Genomic DNA, 25,884 nt, shown 5'->3' on the forward strand with positions numbered 1-25,884 from the left:
GTGCGGGATTCCTCAGGCGCGGCGCCATTGTGTCTGGCCGCCGGGCTTGTCGTCGAGCTCGACGCCGGCTTCGCGCAGCTGGGCGCGGATGCGGTCGGCCTGGGCATAGTCGCGCGCCTGCTTGGCGGCCGCGCGCGCAGCGACCAGGGTCTCGATCTGGGCGGCGTCCAGCGACGCCGCCGGCGCGGCCGCCTGGGCCAGCCCCGCCGCCGAGTACCGGGTGGCGCACTGGAAATAGCGCGCCGGATCTTGCTGCAGCAGCCCCAGCAGCGCGGCCAGGGCCTTGAGCTGGCCGGCGCTGCGCGCGCTGCGCGACCGGTTGGCGTCGGAAGCCAGCTCGAACAGTGCGGCCACCGCCCCCGAGGTGTTGAAATCGTCGTCCATGGCGGCCTTGAAGGCCTGCGCCTGCGGTTCGTTCCAGTCGAGGCCGGCGTCGTCGGGCGCGACGTTCAGCAGGGCCTGATACAGGCGGTCGAGGGCGTTCTGCGCGTCGGCCAGGTTGTCGGGCGTGTAGTTCTGCGGGCTGCGGTAGTGATTGCGCACGATGAAGAACCGCAGCATCTCGGCTTCGCGCGGGTTGGCGGCGTATTCGGCCTGGTCGGCCGGCGCCTCGCCCTGGGCGATGGTCTGGCGGATGGTGCGGAAGTTGCCCAGCGACTTCGACATTTTGTCGGCGTCGACCATCAGCGGGCCGCAGTGCATCCAGATATTGGCCAGCACGCCGCCGAACGCCCCTTCGGTCTGGGCGATTTCGTTTTCGTGGTGCGGGAATTTCAGGTCGGGGCCGCCGCCGTGGATGTCGAGCGGCAGGCCTAGCAGGGCATGGCTCATGGCCGAGCATTCGATGTGCCAGCCGGGCCGGCCCAGGCCGTACGGCGAAGGCCACTTGATGTCGTCGGGCTCGTCGGCCTTGGCGGCTTTCCAGAGCACGAAATCGAGCGGGTCGCGCTTGGCCGAACCCACCGCCACGCGCTCGCCGGCGCGCAGGTCGTCGAGCGCCTTGCCCGACAGCTTGCCGTATCCGGCGAAACCGCGCACCGCGTAGTTGACGTCGCCGTCGTCGGCCCGGTAGGCCAGCCCGTTCTGTTCGAGCCGGCCGATGATGTCGAGCATCTGGCCGACGTACTGCGTGGCGCGCGGCTCGCGGTCGGGCTGCTGCACGCCCAGCGCGCGCTCGTCGGCGTGCATGGCGGCGATATAGTATTCAGTGACCTCGCCGATGCGGCGGCCGGTTTCGACCGCGCGCCGGATGATCTTGTCGTCGATGTCGGTAATGTTGCGCACGTAGTCGACCGCCAGGCCGCTGGCGCGCAGCCAGCGCTGCACCACGTCGAACGCCACCAGCATGCGCGCATGGCCCAGGTGGCAGTAGTCGTAGACGGTCATGCCGCACACGTACATGCGCACCTGGCCGGGCCGGGCCGGCTTGAAAGGTTCTTTGGTACGCGACAACGTGTTGTAGATGTGCAGCATGACGCTCTGGCTGGCCTCGGTATATTGCGATGTGGACCCCGCGGGGCGGCGGGTGCCGGCGCAAGGCGCCGGCGGCACGACGGGACGCGGCATGCGCCGCCCGGTTCCCCGGCCCCTCTCCGGCCCTTCCCCGGCCCTTCAGCCCGCTATGCGCCCCGTGCTTCGGCCTTTGGAAAACCACGAACGCAACCGGGGCTAAAATGGCGGTCGTCAAGTATAGCAAGCGGCCTGCTCGCGCGCCGAGCGCCCCTGGCTAATTTTCAACGGATGCCCTTGTGACCATCAACCGCCTGTCCCGCAATATCCTGTTGGTATCGGCGCTGGCCGCCCTGCCGGGCGGCGCCGTGCTGGGCCAGTCGATGGGCGGCGGCAGCAGCCTGCCCAACGACCGCAGCTCCACGCTCACCAAGCTCGACCCGCCGCCCCCCGAACGCGGCTGGAAGGCGCTGGCCAACCTGCTCGAAGCCCTCAAGCCGGGGGTCGACACCCGCCTCGATCCGACGCCCTCGCAGATCACCGCCCACATCGAACGCCTGCTCAACGGCGGCAAGAACCAGGAAGCCCTGGAACTTATCGAAAAGCGCCTGGCCGAAACCGAAGGCCAGCGCGGCACCGACGTCCAGCTGATGTTCCAGCATGCGCGCGCCCTGGCCGCGCTGGGCCGCACCGCCGAAGCCATCGCCATGTATACCGACATGACGACGCGCTATCCCGAACTGCCCGAGCCCTGGAATAATCTGGCTGCCCTGTACGCCAAGCAGGGCGACCTGGACCAGGCCCACGAGGCGCTGGAAATGGCCTTGCGCGCCAATCCCAACTACCCCGAGGCGCGCGCCAACATGGGCGACATCCAGCTGATGATGGCGCTGCGCACCTACCGCAATGCTGCGAACCAGGGCGTGCCCGGCATGCAGGCCAAGGCACGTGAAATCGAAAACCTGCTGAAGGAAAGCCAACAACGATGATTTCGCGCTACTCTCCGCTTCATCTGCTGCGCCTGATGGCGTGCACCTTCGCGCTGGCCACGATCGTGCCGGCAACGGCCGGCGCGCAGCCGGCCGCCTCATCCACCCCCTCTACCTCAGAAGGCACACAACCCATGAGCACCACTCCCCGCGTCAAACTGCAGACCAACCAGGGCGCCATCGTCATTACCCTGGATGCGGAGAAAGCGCCCAAGACCGTCGAGAACTTCCTCAGCTACGTCAAGAGCGGCTTCTATGACGGCACCATTTTCCACCGCGTCATCGACGGCTTCATGATCCAGGGCGGCGGCTTCGAGCCCGGCCTGAAGCAGAAGCCCACCCAGGCGCCCATCGAGAACGAGGCCAACAACGGCCTGAAGAACGACAAGTACACGGTGGCCATGGCCCGCACCAGCGACCCGCACTCGGCCACCGCGCAGTTCTTCATCAACGTCGCCGACAACGATTTCCTGAATTTCACCGCCCCCACGCCCAACGGCTGGGGCTATGCCGTGTTCGGCAAGATCACCGAAGGCACCGACGTGGTCGACAAGATCAAGGGCGTGAAAACCGGCAACAGCGGCTTCCACCAGAACGTGCCGGTCGAAGACGTGATCATCGAGAAGGCCGAGATCCTTGAATAAGGTCGCGTTGCAGGGCCCGGTCTGGCTGGCCTCCGACGTACACCTGGGGCCGGCCACGCCGGCCACCTCCGAGGCGTTCCTGGGCTTTCTGGAAGCGGCGGCCGACGAGGCCGCCGCCCTGCTGTTGCCGGGCGATATTTTCGACGCCTGGATCGGCGACGATGTCATCCAGGCCGCCCCGCCCTGGCTGGCGGCGGCGCTGCAGGGGCTCAAGCGCACTGCCGCGCGCATCCCGCTATGGCTGGGCCGCGGCAACCGCGACTTCCTGATGGGCGCCGCCCTGGCCGATGCGCTGGGCGCCCGGCTGCTGCCCGAGCCCGTCTTGCTGGAAACCGACTACGGCCGCGTGCTGCTCACGCATGGCGACGAATACTGCACCGACGACGCCGCCTACCAGCAGTTCCGCGCCATGGTGCGCAACCCGCAGTGGCAAGAGCAGTTCCTGGCCAAAAGCATTCCCGAACGCCTGGCCATGGCCCAGCAGGCGCGCGGCGAAAGCCAGGCGGCCAACCAGATGAAGTCGGCCGAGATCATGGATGTGAACGCCCAGGCCGTCGAAAGCGCCTTCCGCGCAGCCCAGGTGGATACCATCGTGCATGGCCATACGCACCGGCCCGCGCGCCACGTGCTCGAAGTCGACGGACGCCGCTGCGAACGCTGGGTGCTGCCCGACTGGGATTGCGACCATGCCAGCCCGCCGCGCGGCGGCTGGCTGGTCATCGACCGCGACGGGCTGGCGTTCTACGACCTGGACGCCGCCTGAACCTGCTGCAGCCAGGTGTCAGGCACCTTGCAACGGTGCCGCCCTGAAAAACCGGGCCCGCACAAGCGGGCCCGGTTTTTATTTGCTCATCAGCCAGATGGCCACGACGATGCCCAACGCGATGCGGTACCAGGCGAACCCACGATAGGTGTGGTTGGACACGAACCGCAGCACCGCCCTCACCACTACCAGCGCGCTGATGAAGGCCGCCACGAAACCCACCGCGATGGCCGACAGGTCGTGCTGGCTGAGCAGATCGATATTGCGGTACAGGTCGTACGTGGCGGCGCCCAGCATGGTGGGCATGGCCAGGAAAAACGAGAACTCGGTGGCCGTCTTGCGCTGGATGCCGGCGATCATGCCGCCGATGATGGTGGCGCCCGAGCGCGAGGTGCCGGGCACCATGGCCACGCACTGCGCCACGCCCACCCCCAGGGCCTGCTTCCAGCTGATCTGTTCCAGCGTATGGGCCGAGGCGCGCTCGTCCGAGGCGGTGTCGTCGGCCGCGCCGGGCGCGTCGCCCGGTGTGTGATGGGTCTTGCGCTCGACCCACAGCATGATCAGGCCGCCCAGCACCAGGGTCACCGCCACCACGCCGGGGTGGTAGAACACCTGCTTGATGCTCCTGATGAAAATGGCGCCCACCACGGCGGCCGGCAGGAAGGCCAGCAGCAGGTTGCGGGTGAAGGACACTTCGGCCGGCACGCCGGTCAGGGTGCCGCGTATCAGCTGCCACAGGCGGGCGCGGAATATCCACATGACGGCCAGGATGGACCCGAACTGGATCACCACTTCGAACACCTTGCCCGAGCTCGAGGCGAAGTTGATCCAGTCGCCGATGAGAATCAGGTGGCCGGTGCTGGACACCGGAATGAACTCGGTCAGCCCTTCGATGATGCCCAGGAAGAAAGCCTTGATCAGGTATAGCGTGCTGTCGGTCACGGTGCGCGGCGGAATGTGGGGTTAATGGCTGTCGGCCTCGGCTTCGGCCTCGGCGGGCGCGAGCGGCATGCGCTCGACCCGCACCGATGCGATGCGGCGGCCGTCGAGCTCGAGCACTTCGAAGCGGAAATGATGGTGCGAACCATCGTACTCGCAACTGTCGCCCGGCTGGGGAAGATGCCCGAAACGGGCCAGCAGGTAGCCGGCCAGAGTGGAGTAGTCTTGCGAGTCGTCGATCAGGCCCTCGGTTTCCAGCACCTGCTCGACATGGTGCAGGTCGGCCGCGCCGTCGATCTTCCAGACGTCGTCCTGCTCGGCAGTGATGTCGGGCAGTTCGTCCTCGTCGGGGAATTCGCCGGCAATGGCCTCGAACACGTCGATGGGCGTCACCAGGCCTTCGATGGCGCCGAACTCATCGGCCACCAGCACCAATTGGCCGCGCGAGCGCTTCAAGGTGTCCATCAGCCGCAGGATGCCGATGGACTCGTGCACGATGATCGGGTCGCGCAGGCGGTTGCGGCGCACCTGCCCGTCGGTGATCAGGTCGGCCACCAGGTCTTTGGCGCGGCCGATGCCGATGACCTCGTCCAGCGAGCCGCGGCAGATCGGGAAGAAGCTGTGCGGGGCCTCGGTGAGCTGGCGGCGGATGGTCTCGGCGTCGTCGTCGATATTGATCCAGGACACATCGGTGCGCGGCGTCATGATGGAACGGATGGAGCGCTCGGCCAGCGTCAGCACGCCGCTGACCATGTTGCGCTCTTCCACGCCGAAGGCCGGCACGGCGGGCTGGTCGGCGCTGGAAGCGGCGACTTCTTCGCTGTCGGGCGGGCGCTTGCCCAGCATGCGCAGCACGGCGCCGGCCGTGCGCTCGCGCATGGGGCGGGTGGCGTCCAGCCGCAGCAGGTTGCGCCGCGCCACCTGGTTGAGCAGCTCGATGGCCACCGAGAAGCCGATGGCGGCATACAGGTAGCCCTTGGGCACCTTGAAGCCGAAAGCCTCGGCCAGCAGCGAAAAGCCGATCATCAGCAGGAAGCCCAGGCACAGCACCACCACGGTGGGATGCGCATTGACGAAGCGGGTCAGCGGCTTGGACGCCAGCAGCATGATGCCGATGGCCACCGAAACCGCGATCATCATGATGGCCAGGTGATCGACCATGCCCACCGCGGTAATGACGGAGTCCAGCGAAAACACGGCGTCGAGCACGACGATCTGCGTGACGATGACCCAGAAGCTGGCGTACACGCGCGGGCCCGAGGCTTGCACGCCCTGGCTGCCCTCCAGGCGCTCGTGCAGCTCGAGCGTGCCCTTGAACAGCAGGAACAGCCCCCCGACCAGCAGGATCAGGTCGCGGCCCGAGAATGTCATGGGGCCGATGGAAAACAGCGGTGCGGTCAGGGTGACCAGCCAGGACATGACCGACAGCAGGCCCAGGCGCATCAGCAGTGCCAGGGACAGGCCCACGATGCGCGCGCGGTCGCGCTGCGAGGGGGGCAGCTTGTCAGCCAGGATGGCGATGAAGATCAGGTTGTCGATCCCCAGGACGATTTCAAGGACGACCAGGGTAAGCAGGCCGACCCACGCGGCGGGGTCCAGCAGCCACTCCATCGAGTGCTCCAAAAGTTGCGGAACCGCCAATCGTACCTGGAAATGGCGTCACATGCCGGCAACATACCGGCAGATGGCCTGCAAAACATGGGGTTTTGAACGCCAGATCGAGTGCTGGCGCGGCTTGCAGGCCAAATTGGCGCGCCCAGCGCGGCGCGCCGTCGGTTTCAGTCTTGCCTGGGCTGCAGGGCAGCCAGCATCTGGGTGAAGATCTTGGGGCTGCCGGCCAGCACGTTGCCGGAATCGAGCCAGCCCTGCTCGCCGTCGAAGTCGCCCACCAGGCCGCCGGCTTCCTGCACCAGCAGGCTGCCCGCCGCCAGGTCCCAGGGCTTGAGGCGCACGCCGCAGAAGCCGTCGAGCCGCCCGGCGGCCACGTAGGCCAGGTCGAGCACGGTGGAGCCCAGGCGGCGCACGCCGGTGCTGCCTTCGGTCAGCTGGCGGAAGCGCCCGCCGCCGGCGTCGATGTCGCCCGACTTGGGCCAGTGCGCCCCCAGCAGGGCCTCGCTGTAGCGCGAGCGGCCCGACACCCGCACGCGGCGGTCGTTCAGGAACGTGCCGCTGCCGCGGCTGGCGGTGAACAGTTCGTTGCGGGACGGATCGTAGACGACCGCCTGCGTGACCTGGCCGCGCTGCGTCAGCGCGATGGACACGGCATAGTTGGGCAGGCCGTGGATGAAATTGGTGGTACCGTCGAGCGGATCGATGATCCACTGGAATTCGGCCTGCTCGGGGCCCTGCAGCCCGTATTCTTCGCCCAGCACGGCGTGGTCGGGGTAGGCGGCGCGCAGGGTTTCGACAATGGACTCTTCCGAGGCGCGGTCGACTTCCGTGACATAATCGCGCGGCCCCTTGCGAGCCACGCTGAGTCGTTCCAAATCCAGGCTGGCACGGTTGATGATGGTGCCGGCACGCCGGGCCGCCTTGATGGCGATATTGAGCATCGGGTGCATAAAATTCCGTACGTATGCAGTAAGGGCTGCCACCCGGGCGGCCTTGCCGAAAAAACGGGATTTCCCCGCGGCAACGACCCGAAAAACCAGGAAGGCGTTAAGCCAAACTTGCCATTTTAAATGACTCAAGCATTTTCACGTGTCCAGTTCATCATGGTACAGCCCAGCCACCCCGGAAACGTGGGTTCTGCGGCCCGGGCCATCAAGACCATGGGCTTTGCCGACCTGGTGCTGGTCGAGCCCCGCTACCCGGACATGACCACGCAGCCCGAGGCGGTGGCCCTGGCCAGCGGCGCCACCGACGTGCTGCAGCGGGCCCGGGTCTGCGCCACCCTGGAAGAGGCCCTGGCCCCGGTGACGCTGGCCTTTGCGCTGACGGCCCGGGTGCGCGACCTGGGGCCCCCGCCCTGTGACATCCGCCAGGCCGCCGGGCTGGCCAGCCAGCACCTGGCCGCGCCCGGGTCGGGCTGCGCCGCCGTGGTGCTGGGCACCGAGCGGGCCGGCCTGACCAACGCCCAGATTGCCCTGTGCCAGCGCATCTGCCATATCCCGGCCAACCCCGAATACAGTTCGCTGAATGTCGCCCAGGCCCTGCAGCTGGCGGCCTGGGAACTGCGCTACGCCCTGCTGCAGGCCGACGGCGCGGCCCTGCTGCCGCCATCGGCCGCGCACCAGCCCGATCCCGGCGCCGCCCTGGCCACGGGCGAGGCGGTGCAGGCATTCCTGGCGCACTGGCAGGAAGCGCTGGTCCATGTGCAGTTCCTGGATCCGGCCCACCCCAAGAAGCTGATGCCGCGCATGCGCCACCTGTTCAGCCGCAGCGCCCTCACCCGCGACGAAATCGACATGCTGCGGGGCGTTTGCACGGCGATGCTGCGCAAAAAGTAAGGCGCAAAAAAATGCCAGGCCCCGCAGGGGCCTGGCACCTGGCTATGCCGCAGGGGCTCAGTCGACTTGCGCGCCCGAGGCCTTGACCACGGGGGCCCAGTTCTCGACTTCGGACTTGATGAAGGCGCCGAACTCGGCCGGCGTGGTCTTCTCGCCCACGGCGCCCAGGCCCGCGAAGGCTTTCTGCACTTCGGGGTTGTCCTGCGCCTTGACGATCACGGCGTTGAGCTTTTCGATGACTTCCGGCGGCGTGCCGGCCGGCGCGATCAGGCCGAACCAGGACGACACGTCGAATTTGTCGAAACCCGATTCCTGCATGGTGGGCAGATCGGGGGCGGTGGGCGAGCGCTTGGCCGTGGTAACCGCCAGGGCGCGCAGCTTGCCGCCCTTCACGTGGGGCCACGACGACGGCATGTTGTCGAACATGAACTGCACCTGGCCGCCGATCAGGTCGGTAACGGCCGGGGCGCTGCCCTTGTAAGGCACGTGCAGCACGTCGAGGCCGGCGCGCAGCTTGAACAGTTCGCCCGCCATGTGGATGGACGTGCCGCTGCCGGACGAGGCGAACGCCAGCTTGCCGGGGTTGGCCTTGGCGTAGTCGACCAGTTCTTTCACCGATTTCACGGGCACCTGGGGGTTGACCACCAGGATGTTGGGCACCTTGGCGCCCAGCGCCACCGGCGCGAAGTCTTTGGTCAGGTCGAACGAGATGTTCTTGTACAGCGTCTGGTTGATGGCGCTGGTAACGGCCACGAACAGCAGCGTGTAGCCGTCGGGATCGGCGCGCTTCACGTAGTCGGTGGCGATGTTGCTGCCGGCGCCGGGCTTGTTCTCGACCACGAACGACTGCTTCAGTTCCTGGGTGAGTTCTTTGGCCATGATGCGGGCGATCACATCGGTGGTGCCGCCTGCCGAAAAGCCGACCACGATGTGCACGGGCTTGTCCGGATAGGCCGCCTGGGCATTGGCGCCGAGCGCAAGCGCGCCCAAGGCGCCCGCGAGCAGCGTTACGGCGTGGCGCAGCAAGCGCGGTTTCTGACCTTTGGTCATGTAATAGTCTCCTGTGAAATTGTCCATGGAACGGACGCACTGAACTTTGTTACGGGGGCGATTTTCCACTAGTCAAGGCATTTTCGGCAAGGTAGAGTCCACGCTACGGACAGTGGGTTTTCCCTGCCCCCTGCTCCACGGCTTTGATTTGTTGAGGTTTACCGAGGGTTGCATGTCGACTTCAGAGAATTCTTCCGGCCCGCGCACGCTGCGCCGCGGGCTGGCCGTACTGGCCGCCCTGCGCGACCAGGGCGCCACCGGGCTCAGCGTTACCGACCTGGCCCGCATGACGGCGATCCAGCGCCCCACCATCTACCGGCTGCTGGCCGCGCTGCTGGACTCGGGGCTGGTGCTGGCGGTACCGGGCACCAAGAAATACCGGGCACAATGGGCCACCTGCGCCGATACGGCGACGCCCGACCCGCGCGTCAGCCAGACCCTGCCGATTCTGCGGCGCCTGGCCGAGCGCACCGGCGACGCTGTCTTCCTGGTGGTGCGCGAGGGCGACGAATCCGTCAGCCTGCATCGCGAAATAGGCGGCTACCCGGTGCAGATACTGGCCACCTACGCCGGCAAGCGCCAGCCGCTGGGGGTGGGGTCGGGAGGCATGGCGCTGCTGGCCGCCCTGCCCGATTCCATGGCGCACTGCATCGTCGAGCGCAATTCGGGCTTCCTGGACGAATACGGCGGCATGACGCCGCACGAGATGCACCGGCTGATCGAGAACACCCGGGCGCGCGGCTACGCGGTGGTGGGCAACCATGCGGTGCGCGGCGCGCTGGGGGTGGGGTGCGCCCTGCTGGACCCGCAGGGCGCGCCGATCCTGGCCATCAGCGTCACGGCCATCATCGACCGCATGCCGGCGCCGCGCCAGCGCGAAATCGCCGGCTGGATCCACGCCGAGCTGGCGCGCCTGTCGCTGCGCGCCTGATCAGGCGGACGGGGCGCCTTCTTTAGGCGCGCCCTGGATTTCGCGCACGGGGATGGGCGGCTTGAAACCGGCCGTGCCCAGCCCCTGGCGGATCTGGTGGAACAGGTCCCAGCGCAGGTCCCAGTACTGGGCGGCCGCGCACCACAGGCGCACATTGATGACCGTGCCGTTGTCTTTGTATTCGCTGACCTTGATCTGCGGGGCCGGGTCTTTGTGCACCATGGGATGGGCGGCCACCACCTGGTTCAGCTGCGCCAGCGCCTGGTCCAGGTTGTCGTCGTAGTGGATAGTGACAGGGATATCCAGGCGGCGCGTGACGTTGCGGCTGTAGTTGGTGATGGTGGCGTTCCAGACCACGCTGTTGGGCAGCGTAATGTGGATGCCGTCGCCCTGCACCAGGCGGCACAGGAACAGGCCGACCTCGGCCACGGTGCCTTCGGTGCCGCTGCTCAGGGCCACGTATTCGCCGGCGCGCAGGGGGCGCAGGATCAGCAGCATGATGCCGGCGGCGATGTTCTGCAGCGTGTTCTGCAGGGCCAGGCCCACAGCCAGGCCGGCCGCGCCCAGCACCGCGATCAGGCTGGCGGTCTGCACGCCGAAGCGCGCCAGCACGGCGATCACGGTGAAAATGCGCACCGCCCAGACCACCACGCTGTAGAACATGGGCACGATGGTGGGATCGATGCGCGGCGAGCGCGTTGCCGCGCGCCGCACCCAGCGGCCCAGCAGCGCCGACACCCACCAGCCGATCAGCAGTATCGCCAGCGCCATGACGATGTTGAAGGCCCCGTCGGCCAGGCGCGGCATCAGGGTTTCGAGGCTTGCGAGGTATTCGTTCATGCGGGCTCCCACCCTGTACAGCGCGCGTCCGGGGCCATGCCCGGACGCGCTGGCGTTGAATGTCTGAAAACTTTATCAGAAAGAAGTGACGCCCACCCCCGAAGCGCTGCGCGCTTCCCCCTCAAGGGGGCGACGCTGGCGGACCGGCAAAGCCGGCTCCGCGGCGTCCCCGATCCGGCCACACCTGTTTTCATTGCTGCAGCGCGCGGTGCTGCACTGACACCTGGCGACGCGCCCGGCGCGCTTCACACGCGCCGGAAATGGTTGTCCCAGGACAGGCTGGGCGACGGCGGCAGGATGGGCTGCGCGGACAGCTCGGGGCCGGCCCGCACCAGCGCCCCCATGCCGCTGTTGACCAGGAAGCGCTCGGACGCCAGCGGCGCCACGCCGCAGCCGTCGGCCAGGCGCGTCAAGCCCAGGCAGCGCCCGCTGGCGGTGTCCCAGTACACCACCTGGCCGCCTACCGGGCTGCTGGTGGCGATGACGGCGCCGGACGGGTCTGCCGCCACCGACCCCACGTAATTGCGGAATCCGCGCAGCACTTCGTCCGGGCCGGCGTACAGCTCGGGCTGGCGGCCGCGGCGGTGGCGCCCCACCAGCGGCGGCCGCTCGCCGGCCGGCCCGGTGTGCTGGCAGCCGAACCACACGGCGCCGTCGGCCGCCAGGGCCAGGTGGCGGATCGACAGGCGGTGGTATTGCGGCGGCAGCCGCACCTGTTCGAGCAGCCGGCCATCGGCCGCGTCCACATAGGCCAGCGAAGGCTGCATGGTGTCCAGGTTCAGTTCCAGCTTGCCGTAGTCGGGGTGGGTAAGAATGCCGCCGTTGGCCACGCACAGCGTCTTGCCGTCGGGCAGCAGCACCACTTCGTGCGGGCCGATGCCGCCGGTGGCGAATTCGCCGATGCGGCGGTAGCCGCCGCCGGCCGACGCGTCGTACACGCCCAGCACGCCCTGCCCGGCTTCATAGTGGTTCTCGGTGGCCAGCATGCGCCGGCCATCGGGCAGGAAGACCCCATGGCCAAAGAAATGGCGCCCGGGCGCCGCCTGCAGGGCCATCGGCGGCTGCGCGCCGTCGATGCGGAAGGCCACGGCGAAAAACCCGGGCTGGCGGCCGAACACCACCGCGCGGCCGCGCGCCGGGTCCAGCGCGAAGCTGTGTCCGCGCGCCGGCATGGGCACCACCTGGCGGTCGCGGCCCTGCGCATCCAGCACGACCGCCTCGTAGCGTTCGCCGGCGCGGCGCGCCGCCAGGTACAGGGGCGCCTGGCCGGCGGCGCGCAGCGTGGCCGGGGCCAGGCCGGCCGCGGCGGCCAGCGCCAGAAAGCGGCGGCGGTCAATCTCCATCGAGCGCATTGAACCCTATGGTGACGCCCAGCGCGGGCGCGAAATGCTGGTCGACGATGTCTTTGGCGTTTTTCAGGATCAGCGCGGCCAGCGCCAGCTGCTGCCAGGTGCCGGCATCGGCCACGGCCTGCGGCAGCGGAGCGTCCACCGCCTCGATGGCGGCGGCGGCGCGGTCGAGCTCGCCGCGCACCGACGGGTCGATCCAGTCCTCGTCGGCAGCGTAGCGATAGCCCCCCGCATCGTAGAACGCGCGCATGCCGCGCACGCTGGCCGCCAGCATGGGCAGCGCCATGCCGCTGCGCCAGAACGCGGCGCGCTTGGGACGGGCCGCCTGGGGCGAGTCGCCCAGCACGGGCGCCAGCTTGATGTCGCGGGCAAATTGCAGGCCGGTGGACAAGGCCTTGACGGCTTCGGCCGCCACTTCCTGCTGACTGCGGTACAGGTCGTTGCCGGCCGACGGGGCCGTGAATTGCCCGCCGAAGTCGCCGCGCGGGCTCCAGGCCTGCCGCAGTTCGTCCGACACGCCGGCGATATTGGCGGCCACCGCCACGGCATAGCGGCAGGCGTAATCCGGCGCCTTGCCGGCCGGCGCCTCGAGCAGGCCCGGCTCGTCGTACAGCACGTATTCCAGCGCCGGCAGGCCCTGCATGGCCACGCTGCGGCTGGCCAGCGCGCCGGGCTGCAGCGCGGCCGGATCGGCCTGCGCCAGCAGCGCGCGCACCTGGCGCTGCATGACGCCGCGCGTGTCCGGCCAGAACACCAGCCGTTCGTAGCGATTGCCCTGCACCAGCGGCCCGAAGCGCAGGAACTCCACGCCCGACCAGGCCAGCGCAGTCTGGCTGAACGCCTGGCGCACCGCCGGCGCGCCGGCCGGCCCGCCCCCTTTCCCGCACCAGGCGGCCAGGGTTTTTTCCAGGCCTTGCGCCTGCTGCGCCAGCCTGGCCACGGCGGGCCGCGCGTAGCCATCGGCCAGCCGCTGGCCCAGGTCGGCCGGCGGCGCCGCCGGCGCGGCGAACGGCGCCAGCGCCGCGGCGGCCGCCAGCAGCCACTTGCTTGTCGGCATTGTCATACTCCTTGCAGGGCCGCTCATAGCGACTCCAGAAAACGGATCAGGTCGGCGCGCTGCTGCGGCGTCATGGCCACCACGCGGTCGCGCGCCGCCTGGGCTTCGCCGCCGTGCCACAGAATGGCCTCGAGCAGCGTGCGCGCCCGGCCGTCGTGCAGCCAGGTCGCATTGGGGTTGACGGTGCGCGTCAGGCCGATGCCCCACAGCGGCGGCGTGCGCCATTCGCTGCCGCTGGCCTGGCCTTCGGACACGCCGTCGGCCAGGCCCTCGCCCATGTCGTGCAGCAGCAGATCGGTGTAGGGCCAGATCAGCTGGAAACGGTGTTCCGGGCGCGCCGCATCGCGGCGGGTCACGTACTTGGGCACATGGCAGGCCACGCAATTGGCTTCGTAGAACAGTTTCTTGCCGGCCAGCACGCGCGCGTCGTCGACGTCGCGCCGCTGCGGCACCGCCAGATTGACCGCGTACGTGGAAACGAAATCCATCAGTTCGCCGGGCACTTCGTGTTCGCCCAGGCGCGGCTGCGCGCCGTGCGGCATGTCGAAGCAGGCCGGCTGGGCCGCGGTGCATTCGCCATAATGGCTGGGAAACAAAGGGGTGGACAGGCCCATGTCATTGGAAAACGCCACTGCGCTTTGCTGTTCGACCGTGGGCTGGCTGGCCTTCCAGTTGAAGCGGCCCAGCGCGGGCTTGCCGGTGCGCGCGTCGCGCACCCAGTTGGGCCGGCCGCTGATGCCGTCGCCATGGTCGGCCGCCGCGTTGGCCAGGATGTCGGCCGGATGCACGGCCTCGAGCAGGCCCAGGCCGATCATCGGCGGCGCCAGGCGCGGCGAGATCTGCACGTCGGCGCGCAGCGGCCCGTAGCCCGGGTCTTCGATGCGGTAGGCCGGCTTCATCAACGTGGCGGTCTCGCCCCCGTTGAGCTGCACCGGCACCGGCTCATATTCGATTTCCAGCCGCCCTTCGGCCGGCAGGCCGGCCACGGCGAAGTTCTGCAATTGCGAGCCATACACCGGCTCGGGCACGAACGGCAGCTCGCCCGACGCCAGCAAGCGGCGGTGCTCGTCGGTGCTGGGCGGCACGGCCAGGCGCAGCAACAGCGCCACGGCGTCGGTGCGCTCCAGCGGATCGAAGCCCGGCACGGTGCCGCGGCCGTCTTTGGTGTGACAGGCCTGGCATGAGCGCGCGTTGAACAGCGGCCCCAGGCCGTCCGACGCCTGGGTCGACGATGGCGCCGAGACCCAGTCTTTGCGGAACAGGCCGTTGCCCACCAGGAATTCCTGGCGGCCTTCGAAGGTCAGGTTGGCCGAGGGGTGCGAGAAGATGTCGGCGTTGACCAGCTTGCGCGTGGTGCCGGCCCCGGCCGGCAGCGTCTCGAACGGCTCGGCCCGCGAAAAATCGCGGGCCGGCGCGGTAACCCGGGACACGCGCTCGCGGTCCTGGGCGCTCAGGTCGTCGCGCTGGCCGGGCGCCGCGGCGGCGCCGGCCGTGGCCAGCGCCGCCAATACTGCCACTGCGATCTTGCTCACTGGAATACGGCTTCCGGCTTGTCCAGGCTGTCCGAACCTTCCAGCGCCACTTCTCCCAGCTCCAGCACGGCGATCACGCGCTCCAGGCTGCGGGTCTGGTCGACCAGGCGATCGATGGCGGCCTGCACCACCGCATTGCCCTCGGCGTTGCCGCTGGCGATCATCTGGTCGTAGGTTTCCACCTTGTCGGCGCGGTCGCGCATGGCCTGCATGGCGGCCACGGTGGCATCCAGCTTGCTGCGCATTTCGGCGTCCAGCTTCGGATCGCGCGCCTTCACCAGATCGGACACGCTGGCGCCCGAGACGGTCTTGCCGTCCACCCGGGCATAGCTGCCCAGGTACACGTTGCGGATGCCGATCTGGTTGTAGTAGTGCGAATTGTGAGTGTTGTCCGAGAAGCAATCGTGCTCTTCTTCGGGATCGTGCAGCATCAGGCCCAGCTTCATGCGCTCGCCGGCCAGTTCGCCGTATGACAGGCTGCCCAGCCCGGTCAGCATGGCGATCAGGCCCGCCTTGGGGTCCTGCTCGACCGCCTTGCGGGCCTCGCCGTCCGCCTTCCAGTTGCCGACCATTTCTTCCAGGTCGGCCACCAGCAGGTCGGACACGGCGCGCAGATACTGCACGCGGCGCTCGCAATGGCCGCCCGTGCACTGGGCGGGATCGAAATCGGTGTGCGGGCGGTTGCCGGCATGGCGCTCTTGGGGCGTGCCCTGGCGGTCGGCCGGCGCCGGGCCGGAACCGTTCAGGTCCTGGCCCCACAGCAGGAATTCGATAGCGTGGTAGCCGGTGGCGACGTTGGCCTCGTTGCCGTCGGCCTCGTGCAGCGTCTCGGCCAGCAGTTCGGGCGTGATGACGGAGACGTCGATGGTCTTGCCGCCCACCGAGATCTTCGAATTGGCGATCACGTTCACGGCGTAGAACGCGTTCTGGTCGCTCTCGGTGCCGTACGACGCATCCACATAGTCGATCAGGCCCTCGTCCAGCGGCCAGGCATTCACGCTGCCTTCCCAGTCGTCGACGACCGGGTTGCCGAAGCGGAAGGCTTCGGTCTGCTGGTAAGGCACCCGCGCCGCCAGCCAGGCCGCGCGCGCGGCCTGCAGCGCCTGGGCGCTGGGCTTGTCGGCCAGGGCCTCGATCGCGGTGCGCAATGCCTTGGCCGAGGCCAGCGAATCTTCATAGCCGGCCAGCGCGATATCGGAATAGGTCTGCACCACCGCCTTGGGGTCGGCGGCCGCCCGGGCCGCGCCTCCGGTCAGGGCGGCCGCCAGCAGCGCGCCGTAGAGCAACTTGCGCATCGGAATACTCTCCTTTGTTTGAGCAAAGCGCGCCCCGCGTGGCCGCGCTTTTCTTGAGTGAGGATCACCGATGCAAGTGTAAACAATTTTCGTTCAATATTCAGTGGAATGTCAGAAATTGCGCTCAGCTTTGCACGGCCGGCTGCAGCCAGCCCCGCAGCAAGCGGGTGATCACCGGGATGCACACGAACGACAGCACCGGTGTCATGCAGGCCGTGGTGACCAGTACACGCCAGAACAAGGGCAAGGCGCTCAGTTGCGTGTTGAACAGCGTGCTGAACAGCAGCAGCATGGGGAAATACGCCAGCCAGATGCTGACCGCCTGCTTCCAGCGCGGCGGCGCGCTGCGCGGCGGCCCGAACCAGGCGTCCATGCCGCTGGCCCGATGCACGCGGCTGGCGCGCACCAGGCCTGTCCCGCGCTCGAGCCACATGCGCCGCGGCAGCGAATTTTCCCAGTGCGCCAGGCTGGCCGCGTCGTTAAAGCGAAGCACGATCTGGTACTGGTCGCCTCCCTCGGGCGGCTGCAGCACCCCCGACCCCAGGAATCCCGGAAAGCCCGCGGCCAGGATCTCGCCCTGGCGCAGCCACGCCAGGAAGTCGCCGTAGCGGTCGGGGGAAATATGGCGCGTCACCAGCATGGTGACCGGGGCGGGAAGACTTGTGTTCATGCGGAACTCCTTGCTGCGTGCGGCCTCGCTTGCAACGGTGCGAGGTCTTCTGCCATTCCCAAGCAAACCTTGTGCCAAGCAGCGGCCCCGGCGCGCCCCCGCACGGACGCGGCCGGCCCGTACCGCCATGCACCGCCGCGCGCAATGCGGCGCCGCGGCGGCGCGCGGCAATGCACCGCGCCGGTGCGATATTGAGCCTGCCACAGCGCAGGTCTACACTGGTCGATCTCTCAACCCGAGGAGCATGTGCAATGAGCACCTACAAGATTGCGGTTTTTGTCGGCAGCCTGCGGGCCGCATCTATCAACCTGCGCCTGGCGCGTGCACTGGAAAAACTGCTGCCCGAGAACGTCAAGTTCGAATACGCCAGCCTGGGAGACGTCCCGCTGTTCAACCAGGACAACGAAATGTCCATGCCGCCCGCGGCCGCCAAACTGAAAGAGCTGATTGCCAATGCCGACGGCCTGCTGTTCGTCACCCCCGAGCACAACCGCTCGATTCCCGCGGCGCTGAAAAACGCCATCGACTGGGGCTCGCGCCCCTGGGGCAAGAATTCCTGGACCGGCAAGGTCGGCGGCATCGTGGGCACCTCGCCCAGCGCGGCCGGCACGGCCATGGCGCAGCAGCACCTGCGCAACATCCTGGCCGCCGAAGGCGTCAGCGTGCTGACCACGCCCGAAGTCTTCCTGCAGACCACCGAGGGCCTGATCGACGACCAATACACCATCACCAACGAAGGCACCCGCAAATTCCTGCAGGGCTGGCTGGACCGCTACGTGGCCTGGGTAGCCAAGCATTGCGCTTGAAGCAAGGCCCGCAACCCGCAAAAGGCCCCGAACGGGGCCTTTTTCATTCATCCGGATGTCTGGCCGACGCCGCCGGCGCAGCCATCACCTCGTCATACTCGCCACTTAACCTCTCGCCCTGTTTCGCTGAAACCCAGCTTAAACAACCGCCAACTGAGAGAGGTTCTAATGTCCTACTTGACAGACAAGTTGCGTGCTCCGCGTCGTGAGGCCGAAGGGGAAGTCACGGTGCCGGGCCAGATGTTCGACGACATCGTCGCCGCAAACCCCGCCCGGCGCACGCTATTGAAGAACAGCGTGGGCCTGTCGCTGCTGTCTGTATTCGGCGCGACGCTGGCCGGCTGTGGCAGCGGCAGCGACGACGACGATGACGACGCCTCCGGCGGCAATGACGGCGGCGCCGATCCTTCCGGCGCCGCTTACTCGGTGAACTTCACGCCGCTGGCCGACAACCTGACGCCCGATACCGTGCTGGTTCCGGAAGGCTACGTGGCCGAGGTACTGTATTCGGCCGGCGACAAGTGCATGATCGGCTCGCTGGGCTACACGGGCATCCCGCAGTCGTATCCCGCCACCGAAAACCAGTCCGGCGGCCAGCACGACGGCATGCACTTCTACGCCCTGGAAGGCGTGGACCCCAAAAAGGGCGGCCTGCTGGTTCTGAACCATGAGAACGTCGACGGCCAGACCCTGGACCTGGCCACGGACGCGGTTCGCACCAACCTGTCGAACGTGGGCGTGTCGGTCATCGAGATCGCGCGCGCCGATGACGGCACCTGGTCGGTCAACCCCAATTCGTCGTACAACAAGCGCTACACCGGCAACACTGTCTATGACGTCAGCGGCCCGGCCGCGGCCACCATCGGCGCCACCGTGGTCGGCACGCTGAACAACTGCTCCAGCGGCAACACGCCGTGGGGCACCTACCTGACCTGCGAAGAAACCACGGACAACTACTGGGACACCACGCAGCCCGAGGAAGGCTATGGCTGGGTGGTCGAGATCGATCCGTACCAGCCGACCTCGACGGCCGTCAAGCGCACCGCGATGGGCCGCTTCGACCACGAAAACACCGCCTACATGGTGGACAAGGACAACCGCGTCGCCTTCTACATGGGCGATGACGGCACGCCCGGCTGCATCTACAAATTCATTCCCTCGCGCGCCTACGATCCGTCGAACCGCGCCAACAACGCCGGCCTGCTGGACGAAGGCACGCTGTACGCGGCGCGCTTCAACGATGACGGCTCGGGCAACTGGGTGGAATTGACGGTCGGCAAGAACGGCCTGACCGCCGGCGCCGTGGACCCGGGCAACTACACGCAGGTCGCCCCCGGCTCGCTGCCGACGCAGACGCTCATCGACTTCAATTCGCAGGCCGATGTGCTGATCAACACCAAGGCCGCGGCGCGCGTGGCCGGCGCCACCCTGATGGACCGCCCCGAGTGGGTCACGGTCGGCCAGGACAAGACCGTGTACTGCACGCTGACCAACAACGGCGGCCGCCAGCGCACCAGCGCCGCCAACCCGCGCACCAACAACGCGCACGGCCAGATCGTGCGCTGGAAGGAACGCGGCGATTCGCCGCTGGCCACGACCTTCGAGTGGGAATTGCTGCTGCTGGCCGGCTATGACGAGTCGCAGGGCCAGGCCGCCAACGTCACCGGCACCATCAATGGCGACACCTTCTCCAGCCCCGACGGCATCCGCGTCGACCCGCGCGGCCGCCTGTGGGTGCAGACCGATTCGGGCTATACCGACGCCGCCGAATTCGGCCACAACGCCATGTACTACATCGACCAGAAGACCGGTGAATCGAAGCGCTTCCTGGTGGGCCCGGTGGGCTGCGAAATCACGGGCATCGCCTACAACGAAGACCTGACCACGTTCTTCATCAACATCCAGCACCCGAACGGCGCATGGAACACCGTGCGGGCCGGCGGCGGCGACGCCCGCTCGGCCACGGTGGTGGTGCGCCGCGAAGACGGCAAGCCGGTCGGCGCCTGACCCAGGCGCCGCGCAACGGGGCGGCGGCCCGCGCCGCCGCCCCGGCTTCTTTCCCACGGCCGCCCACGGCGGCCGCGGCTCAGTCGCCTTCTTCGAGCCGCATGCCGATCTTCAGCCCGACCTGCCAGTGCGCGACCTTGCCGTTCTTGATGTGGCCCCGCACCTCGGTGACTTCGAACCAGTCCAGATTGCGCAGGGTTTCCGAGGCGCGCGCAATGGCCTGCACGACAGCATCATCGGACGACTTGGTGGACGACCCCACCAGTTCGATCTGTTTGTAGACATGGCTGTTGGACATTGTTCGTCTCCCGCAAGAAAGTAGCGGCAAGCCGGGGCGGCGGGCCGCCGGCCCGGCCTGCCCGGCCGGGTCGACCCATTGTGGCACGCCGCGGCGCGCCTGCCTATGCGCAAGCGGCGTGCCGGACGCGGGCCGGCATGCGCGAATCAGTCCGCGGATGGGTTCTAATAGGTGATGTTGGATCACCCAGGATTGACGAACCCGTTCCCAATGTCGAAGCAACGCGCGAACAACCACCACGCCGGCATGGAAGCCCGCTCCCCTTCCACTGACAGCCTGGCGGGCCATACCCCCATGATGCAGCAATATTTGCGCCTGAAGGCCGAGGCCGGGCCGCTGCTGCTTTTCTACCGCATGGGCGACTTCTATGAAATGTTCTACGAAGACGCCGAACGCGCCGCGCGCCTGCTGGGCCTGACGCTGACCAAGCGCGGCGCCTCCAACGGCACGCCCATTCCCATGGCGGGCGTGCCCGTGCACGCCATGGAGCAATACCTGGCGCGCCTGGTCGCCCTGGGCGAATCGGTGGCCATCTGCGAACAGATCGGCGACCCGGCCGCCGCCAAGGGGCCGGTCGAGCGGCGCATCGTGCGCATCGTCACCCCCGGCACGCTTACCGACGAAGCCCTGCTGCCGGCCAAGGCCGACCGCGCCCTGGGGGCCGTGTTCCTGGGCGGCAAGGCGCGCAACCTGCGCGCCGGCCTGGCCTGGCTGAACCTGGCCAGCGGCGAGTTCCGCGTCACCGAATGCGCGCCCGCCCAGCTCGAATCCGAACTGCACCGCATCGCACCCGCCGAACTGGTGTGCGCCGACAGCGCCGAACTGGCGCTGGCCTTCGACGGCGCGCGCACCCGCGTGCCCGACTGGCACTTCGAAAGCGACGGCGCGCGGGCGCACCTGCTGGCCCACTTCAAGACCGACACCCTGGCCGGCTTCGACGTCGACGACATGCCGGCCGCCATCTGCGCGGCCGGCGCGCTGCTGCGCTACGCCGCGCGCACGCAATCGCAGGCGCTGGCCCACGTGCAGGGCATCGCGGTCGACCGGCCCGGCCAGTACGTGCTGATGGACCCGGTCACGCGCCGCAATCTCGAACTTACCCAGACCCTCAGCGGCGAAGAATCGCCCACGCTGTTCTCGCTGCTGGACGGCTGCCGCACGCCCATGGGCAGCCGGCTGCTGCGGCGCTGGCTGCATCACCCGCTGCGCGACAACGCCCCCGCGCTGGCGCGCCAGCAGGCCATCTCGGCCCTGCTGGCCGGCCGCACGGACGTCGCCCCTGCCTTCGGCGCGGCCGGCCTGCTGGAAACCCTGCGGGACGCGCTGGACGCCTTTCCCGATGTCGAGCGCATCTCGTCGCGGCTGGCGCTGCGTTCGGTGCGGCCGCGCGAACTGGCCAGCCTGCGTGATGCCCTGGCCGCCCTGCCGGCGCTGCGCGAGCTGGTGGCGCCGCTGGCCGCCTCGCCGCGCCTGGCCGAACTGGCCGGGCACCTGTCTCCGGACCCCGCCATTGCCGACCTGCTGCGCCGCGCCATCGCCCAAGAGCCCGCAGTGGCCATCCGCGACGGCGGCGTCATCGCCGCCGGCTTCGACGCCGATCTGGACGAGCTGCGCGCCCTGGCCGCCGACGGCGGCGACTTCCTGGTGCAGCTGGAAGCCCGCGAACGCGAACGCACCGGCATCGGCAACCTGCGCGTCGAATTCAACCGCGTGCACGGCTTCTACATCGAAGTCACCAAAGGGCAGACCGACAAGGTGCCCGAAGACTACCGCCGGCGCCAGACACTGAAAAACGCCGAACGCTACATCACCCCCGAGCTCAAGTCCTGGGAAGACAAGGTGCTGTCGGCGCAAGACCGCTCCCTGGCGCGCGAAAAATGGCTGTACGAGCAGGTGCTGGACACGCTGGCCGAGCACGTGCGCCCGCTGTCCGATTGCGCGGGCGCACTGGCCGAGCTGGATACCCTGGCCGCCCTGGCCGAACATGCGCGGCGCCATGGCTGGACCGCCCCCGAACTTACCGAGCAGGCCGAACTCGATATCGAAGCCGGCCGCCATCCGGTGGTGGAACGCGCCATCGAACGCTTCACGCCCAACGGCTGCCGCCTGGACGCCACGCGCCGCATGCTGCTGATCACCGGCCCCAACATGGGCGGCAAGTCCACCTACATGCGCCAGGTGGCGCTGATCGCCCTGCTGGCGCGCACCGGCAGCTTCGTGCCGGCGCAGCGCGCCACCATCGGCAAGCTCGACCGCATCTTCACCCGCATCGGCGCGGCCGACGACCTGGCCGGCGGGCGGTCGACCTTCATGATGGAAATGACCGAGGCGGCGGCCATCCTGGCGGCCAGCACGCCGCACAGCCTGGTGCTGATGGACGAGATCGGCCGCGGCACTTCCACCTACGACGGCCTGGCCCTGGCGTGGGCCATTGCGCTGCGCCTGGTCACCCACAACCGCGCGCTGACGCTGTTCGCCACCCACTATTTCGAGCTGACGCGGCTGCCGGCCGAGCAGGCCACCGCGGCCAATGTGCACCTGGCCGCCGCCGAATCGGCGGGCGGCATCGTGTTCCTGCACGAAGTGCGCGACGGCCCCGCCAGCCGCAGCTACGGCATCCAGGTGGCGCAGCGCGCCGGCGTGCCGGCCGCCGTGATCCGCCATGCCTCGCGCGAGCTGGAACGCCTGGAAGCGCAAGGCGCGCCCACCCCGCAGCTGGGCCTGTTCGCCGCCGCCATCGACGCCGATGCGCAGGCCGGCGCCGCCAGCGACCAGTCCGACGAGTCCGACGCTCTGCACGCACTGCGCGACGAACTCGCCCAGATCGACCCCGACAGCCTGACGCCGCGCGAAGCGCTGGATGCGCTGTACCGCCTGAAGGCCTGCATGCCATGAAAACCCACCTGCCCCTGCCGCTGCTCGGCGGGCTCAGCCCCGCGGACTTCATGCGCCGCTACTGGCAGCGCAAGCCCCTGCTGATCCGGCAGGCCATGCCCGGCTTCAAGCCGCCGCTGAACATCGCCGCCCTGAAAAAACTGGCCCGCCGCGACGATGTCGAATCGCGCCTGATCTGGCGCGAAGACGGCGCCTGGCAGATGGAACAAGGCCCCTTCGCACGCCTGCCCAAGGCGGGCGAGCCCGACTGGACGCTGCTGGTGCAGAGCGTGGACCTGCACAGCGACGCGGCTTCGGCGCTGCTGCAGCAGTTCCGCTTCATTCCCGACGCCCGGCTCGACGACATCATGATCAGCGTGGCGTCCGACGGCGGCGGCGTGGGGCCGCATTTCGACAGCTACGATGTCTTCCTGCTGCAGGCGGCCGGCCGCCGGCGCTGGCGCTACGGGCGCCAGCAAGACCTGTCGCTGCAGCCCGGCCTGCCCCTGAAGATACTCAGCCGCTTCACGCCCGAGCACGACGTCGTACTCGAGCCCGGCGACATGCTGTACCTGCCGCCGCAAGCCGCGCACGACGGCATCGCGCTGGGCGACGGCTGCATGACCATCTCGATCGGCTTTCGCGCGCCCACGCAGGCGGCGCTGGCGCGCGGCCTGCTGGAAGCCGCCGCTGACCAGGCCATGGCCCGCGTCGGCCTGCTGGGCGGCCCCTACGGCGAGCCGCCGCTGCCCGGCCCGCGCCTGGACGCCCTGTACCGCGACCCCGGCCAGGCTGCCGTCGACACGCCGGCCGCCCTGCCCGACGCGCTGGTGCAAGCCACCCTCGATACCCTGGCCAAGGTCCGCTTCGACGACGCGCTGGCGGCGCGCTTTCTGGGCTGCTGGCTGACCGAGCCCAGCAACCTGGCCGTGTTCGACTCCGCGCCGCCCGCCGGCATCGACCTGGCATCGCACTGGCCGCCCAGCGGCGCGCTGGAACTCGACCGGCGCAGCCGCATGCTCTACCGCGGCAAGCAAGTGTTCATCAACGGCGAAACCGCCCAGGCGCCCGCCGACCCCGCCCTGCGCGCGCTGGCCGATGCCCGCCGCCTGGCCTGCGCCGACCCGCGCTGCCGGCGCCTGGGCAGCGCGGCCCGGGAATGCCTGGCGGATTGGCTGGACGCCGGCTGGCTGCACTATCGGCCCGATGTGTGACCCAAACGCCACAACCGGCCCGCAATATGCCGGTAAACCACGCAGTTTTGTACGATCCGGACACTTAAGCGTGTCTATCTCGCACAGAACGCTAAGGTCTACGCGCACGTTGAAACATCAAGAAATGCTCCACACTTATAAGTAAAGATTGTTACGTTCTGGATGCCACCGCTTTAATTTCCACACGTCAGCACCCCGCTGATTCCTGTAGCCTGACTACTGGTTTCCCCTAACAGGGACACTGGTTTCCCCTAACAGGGCCGCATGATCGTCATCTAACAGGAGTCCAACATGATCAGCAAAACCTTGATTCTTGCTTCGGTGGTTGCCGTCGCGCTGACCGCTTGCGACAAGAAGGAAGACACCGCGAGCCCGGCCGGCTCCGAGCCGTCGACCACCATGCCCGCGCCTTCCAGCCCGGCCCCCACGACGCCGGCTCCGGGCAGCTCGACCACGCCGGCGCCCGGCGGCGGCTCGACCACCCCGGGGTCTTGATAGCACCCCGCCTGGCCGCCCCGCCTCAGGCGGGGCCAGGCAACGAAAAAGGCCGCGACATTGTCGCGGCCTTTTTCGTGGGCGCGGGGCCCGGGGCGGATCAGGTCATTTTGTCTTTCAGGACGCTGAGCAGCCGCTGCGCCGTGGCGCTGTTGTCGCGCTGGCCCGAGCTGTCGAGCACCGTGACCTGGGTCTGGGCGCCGTCCTGGGCCAGGTGGATGCGGTACTGCGCGGCCTGGGCCTTTTTGTCGCCCGAGAACAGGCGGCTGAAGAAGCCGGGCTGATCCTGCTTGGCGCCGGTATCGGTGTCGACGTAGCGCACGAAGTATTCGCCGGCCGAGCGATCGCGGTCGTCGACGGCGAAGCCGCCGGAGTCGAGCGCCACGCCCACGCGGCGCCAGGCGCGGTCGAAGGATTCGTCGACCACCAGCATCGCGCCGTTGGCGCGCACGTCTTGCACCTTGGGAGCCTGCGGCGCGGCCTCGGCCTGGGCCACCAGCTTGCGGGCACTATCGACGTCGGTGCCCAGGTAGACCATCAGGCGCGCCAGCATGGCGGCGTTCAGGCCCGGGTCTTCGTCGCCGTGTTCCCAGGCCACCTGGGCGTCATCGGGGCCCGTGCGCTTTTCTATCATCTGCTGGTGCGAGATGTAGATTTCGGTGTGGCCGTCGACGCGTTCGACGCGGGTGCGGAATTTTTCGCGTTCGCCGCTATCCCAGGCGGTGTCCAGGATGGAGCCCAGCGCCTGGCGCAGCCAGCTTTCGGGGATCTTGGCGCGGTTTTCCGCCCAGTCGGTTTCAACCAGGCCGGCCTTGGGGCTGTTGGTGCTGACGGTAAAACCGGTTTCGGTCCAGAAGTCGACCACCTTGGGGAAGACTTCTTCGGGCGGCCGGTCGACCACCAGCCAGCGCAGGTCACCGTCGCGCTCGACACGCATGTCGTTGCGCTGCGGCAGCACATTGCTGGTTTGCGTGGCCGAGGCCACCTGCTGCTGCCCCTGCTGCTGGTATTGCGAATAGGTGGTGCTGCCCGACGCGGGCGCGCGGTAGCGCGGATCGCTGGAAGCCTGGGTCAGGTCGGGCGGAATGCTGAGCGGTTCGCCACGCCGCGTGCTTTTGTAGTCGACCGACTCGTCGTTGCCCAGCAATTCGTTGACATCACTGCAGCCTGCCAACAATGCCAGGGCCATCAATGCCGACGCAGCGGCATGACGTTGATTCATACGCATCCTCA

Annotated in this window: 23 protein-coding genes; 10 read left to right on the forward strand and 13 right to left on the reverse strand. The window is 68.4% G+C overall.

Translation table 11 applies throughout. From position 1 onward, the window contains the following. Positions 1-12: 12 nt before the first annotated feature. A complete protein-coding gene (gene cysS / locus J2P76_RS20405; RefSeq protein ID WP_207410619.1) occupies positions 13-1,473 on the reverse strand; it encodes a cysteine--tRNA ligase in 1,461 nt (486 codons plus the stop codon). A gap of 275 nt (positions 1,474-1,748) precedes the next feature. On the opposite strand from cysS, the gene J2P76_RS20410 reads away from it, so the two are divergent. From J2P76_RS20410 to J2P76_RS20420, 3 genes are all read left to right on the forward strand, one after another. Further along, entirely contained in the window at positions 1,749-2,438 is a 690-nt protein-coding gene (locus tag J2P76_RS20410; protein WP_431603435.1) for a tetratricopeptide repeat protein, read from the forward strand. A gap of 134 nt (positions 2,439-2,572) precedes the next feature. Next, positions 2,573-3,082 carry a peptidylprolyl isomerase gene (locus J2P76_RS20415; RefSeq protein ID WP_207409672.1) on the forward strand — a complete coding sequence of 170 codons (510 nt, stop codon included), beginning with the start codon at positions 2,573-2,575 and terminating at the stop codon, positions 3,080-3,082. Continuing rightward, a complete protein-coding gene (locus tag J2P76_RS20420) occupies positions 3,075-3,845 on the forward strand; it encodes a UDP-2,3-diacylglucosamine diphosphatase (RefSeq protein WP_207409673.1) in 771 nt (256 codons plus the stop codon). The genes J2P76_RS20415 and J2P76_RS20420 overlap by 8 nt, the downstream gene beginning before the upstream one ends. A 78-nt stretch (positions 3,846-3,923) precedes the next feature. On the opposite strand, the gene J2P76_RS20425 is transcribed toward J2P76_RS20420, so the two are convergent. The 3 genes from J2P76_RS20425 to J2P76_RS20435 all read right to left on the reverse strand — a co-directional run bounded on the left by J2P76_RS20425 (position 3,924) and on the right by J2P76_RS20435 (position 7,345). Next, positions 3,924-4,787 (reverse strand): undecaprenyl-diphosphate phosphatase, encoded by an 864-nt coding sequence (locus J2P76_RS20425; protein ID WP_207409674.1) that lies wholly within the window; start codon positions 4,785-4,787, stop codon positions 3,924-3,926. 21 nt (positions 4,788-4,808) lie between these two features. Beyond that, positions 4,809-6,395 carry a TerC family protein gene (locus tag J2P76_RS20430; RefSeq protein WP_207409675.1) on the reverse strand — a complete coding sequence of 529 codons (1,587 nt, stop codon included), beginning with the start codon at positions 6,393-6,395 and terminating at the stop codon, positions 4,809-4,811. Between the two features lie 167 nt (positions 6,396-6,562). Then, a complete protein-coding gene (locus tag J2P76_RS20435; RefSeq protein ID WP_207409676.1) occupies positions 6,563-7,345 on the reverse strand; it encodes an inositol monophosphatase family protein in 783 nt (260 codons plus the stop codon). A 120-nt stretch (positions 7,346-7,465) separates the two neighbouring features. Between J2P76_RS20435 and J2P76_RS20440 the strand changes: the two genes are divergently transcribed. After that, positions 7,466-8,233, forward strand: a complete 768-nt coding sequence (locus J2P76_RS20440) for an RNA methyltransferase (protein ID WP_207409677.1) — start codon at positions 7,466-7,468, stop codon at positions 8,231-8,233. Positions 8,234-8,290: 57 nt separating this feature from the next. Here the strand turns inward: J2P76_RS20440 and J2P76_RS20445 are convergent, their stop codons facing one another. Continuing rightward, positions 8,291-9,283 (reverse strand): Bug family tripartite tricarboxylate transporter substrate binding protein, encoded by a 993-nt coding sequence (locus J2P76_RS20445; protein WP_207409678.1) that lies wholly within the window; start codon positions 9,281-9,283, stop codon positions 8,291-8,293. 172 nt (positions 9,284-9,455) lie between these two features. On the opposite strand from J2P76_RS20445, the gene J2P76_RS20450 reads away from it, so the two are divergent. After that, a complete protein-coding gene (locus J2P76_RS20450) occupies positions 9,456-10,214 on the forward strand; it encodes an IclR family transcriptional regulator (RefSeq protein WP_207409679.1) in 759 nt (252 codons plus the stop codon). Here J2P76_RS20450 and J2P76_RS20455 read toward each other — a convergent pair whose 3' ends face one another. The 6 genes from J2P76_RS20455 to J2P76_RS20480 form a co-directional block, all read right to left on the reverse strand. After that, complete coding sequence (locus tag J2P76_RS20455; protein ID WP_207409680.1) at positions 10,215-11,054, reverse strand: mechanosensitive ion channel family protein; 840 nt, start codon at positions 11,052-11,054, stop codon at positions 10,215-10,217. Between the two features lie 245 nt (positions 11,055-11,299). Then, positions 11,300-12,397: a DUF1513 domain-containing protein gene (locus J2P76_RS20460; RefSeq protein WP_207409681.1), complete on the reverse strand. Its 1,098-nt coding sequence runs from the start codon at positions 12,395-12,397 to the stop codon at positions 11,300-11,302. Next, entirely contained in the window at positions 12,387-13,460 is a 1,074-nt protein-coding gene (locus J2P76_RS20465; RefSeq protein WP_207409682.1) for an imelysin family protein, read from the reverse strand. The genes J2P76_RS20460 and J2P76_RS20465 overlap by 11 nt, the downstream gene beginning before the upstream one ends. Before the next feature lie 23 nt (positions 13,461-13,483). Beyond that, entirely contained in the window at positions 13,484-14,992 is a 1,509-nt protein-coding gene (locus tag J2P76_RS20470; RefSeq protein ID WP_347565350.1) for a di-heme oxidoredictase family protein, read from the reverse strand. Further along, positions 14,989-16,287, reverse strand: coding sequence for an imelysin family protein (locus tag J2P76_RS20475; RefSeq protein ID WP_207409683.1), 1,299 nt, complete (start codon positions 16,285-16,287; stop codon positions 14,989-14,991). The genes J2P76_RS20470 and J2P76_RS20475 overlap by 4 nt, the downstream gene beginning before the upstream one ends. 124 nt (positions 16,288-16,411) lie before the next feature. Next, a complete protein-coding gene (locus tag J2P76_RS20480; protein WP_207409684.1) occupies positions 16,412-16,957 on the reverse strand; it encodes an antibiotic biosynthesis monooxygenase in 546 nt (181 codons plus the stop codon). 251 nt (positions 16,958-17,208) lie between these two features. On the opposite strand from J2P76_RS20480, the gene J2P76_RS20485 reads away from it, so the two are divergent. Both J2P76_RS20485 and J2P76_RS20490 read left to right on the forward strand, forming a co-directional pair. Next, positions 17,209-17,763, forward strand: a complete 555-nt coding sequence (locus J2P76_RS20485; protein WP_207409685.1) for an NADPH-dependent FMN reductase — start codon at positions 17,209-17,211, stop codon at positions 17,761-17,763. A gap of 168 nt (positions 17,764-17,931) precedes the next feature. Next, positions 17,932-19,770: a PhoX family protein gene (locus tag J2P76_RS20490; RefSeq protein ID WP_207409686.1), complete on the forward strand. Its 1,839-nt coding sequence runs from the start codon at positions 17,932-17,934 to the stop codon at positions 19,768-19,770. Positions 19,771-19,849: 79 nt separating this feature from the next. On the opposite strand, the gene J2P76_RS20495 is transcribed toward J2P76_RS20490, so the two are convergent. Continuing rightward, positions 19,850-20,068: a dodecin gene (locus J2P76_RS20495; protein ID WP_207409687.1), complete on the reverse strand. Its 219-nt coding sequence runs from the start codon at positions 20,066-20,068 to the stop codon at positions 19,850-19,852. 246 nt (positions 20,069-20,314) lie between these two features. On the opposite strand from J2P76_RS20495, the gene mutS reads away from it, so the two are divergent. From mutS to J2P76_RS20510, 3 genes are all read left to right on the forward strand, one after another. Further along, positions 20,315-22,963, forward strand: coding sequence for a DNA mismatch repair protein MutS (gene mutS, locus J2P76_RS20500; RefSeq protein ID WP_431603445.1), 2,649 nt, complete (start codon positions 20,315-20,317; stop codon positions 22,961-22,963). Continuing rightward, complete coding sequence (locus J2P76_RS20505) at positions 22,960-24,156, forward strand: cupin domain-containing protein (RefSeq protein ID WP_207409688.1); 1,197 nt, start codon at positions 22,960-22,962, stop codon at positions 24,154-24,156. Before mutS ends, J2P76_RS20505 begins: the two co-directional genes overlap by 4 nt. Positions 24,157-24,447: 291 nt before the next feature. Beyond that, on the forward strand, positions 24,448-24,651 hold the full coding sequence (locus J2P76_RS20510) for an endopeptidase (protein WP_207409689.1): 204 nt from the start codon (positions 24,448-24,450) through the stop codon (positions 24,649-24,651). A 100-nt stretch (positions 24,652-24,751) separates the two neighbouring features. Here the strand turns inward: J2P76_RS20510 and bamC are convergent, their stop codons facing one another. Then, positions 24,752-25,879, reverse strand: a complete 1,128-nt coding sequence (gene bamC / locus J2P76_RS20515) for an outer membrane protein assembly factor BamC (RefSeq protein ID WP_207409690.1) — start codon at positions 25,877-25,879, stop codon at positions 24,752-24,754. Between the last annotated feature and the right edge of the window lie 5 nt (positions 25,880-25,884).

It is taken from the genome of Bordetella petrii, from assembly GCF_017356245.1.
In the GTDB taxonomy this organism is placed as follows: Bacteria; Pseudomonadota; Gammaproteobacteria; order Burkholderiales; family Burkholderiaceae_B; genus Bordetella_A; species Bordetella_A petrii_D.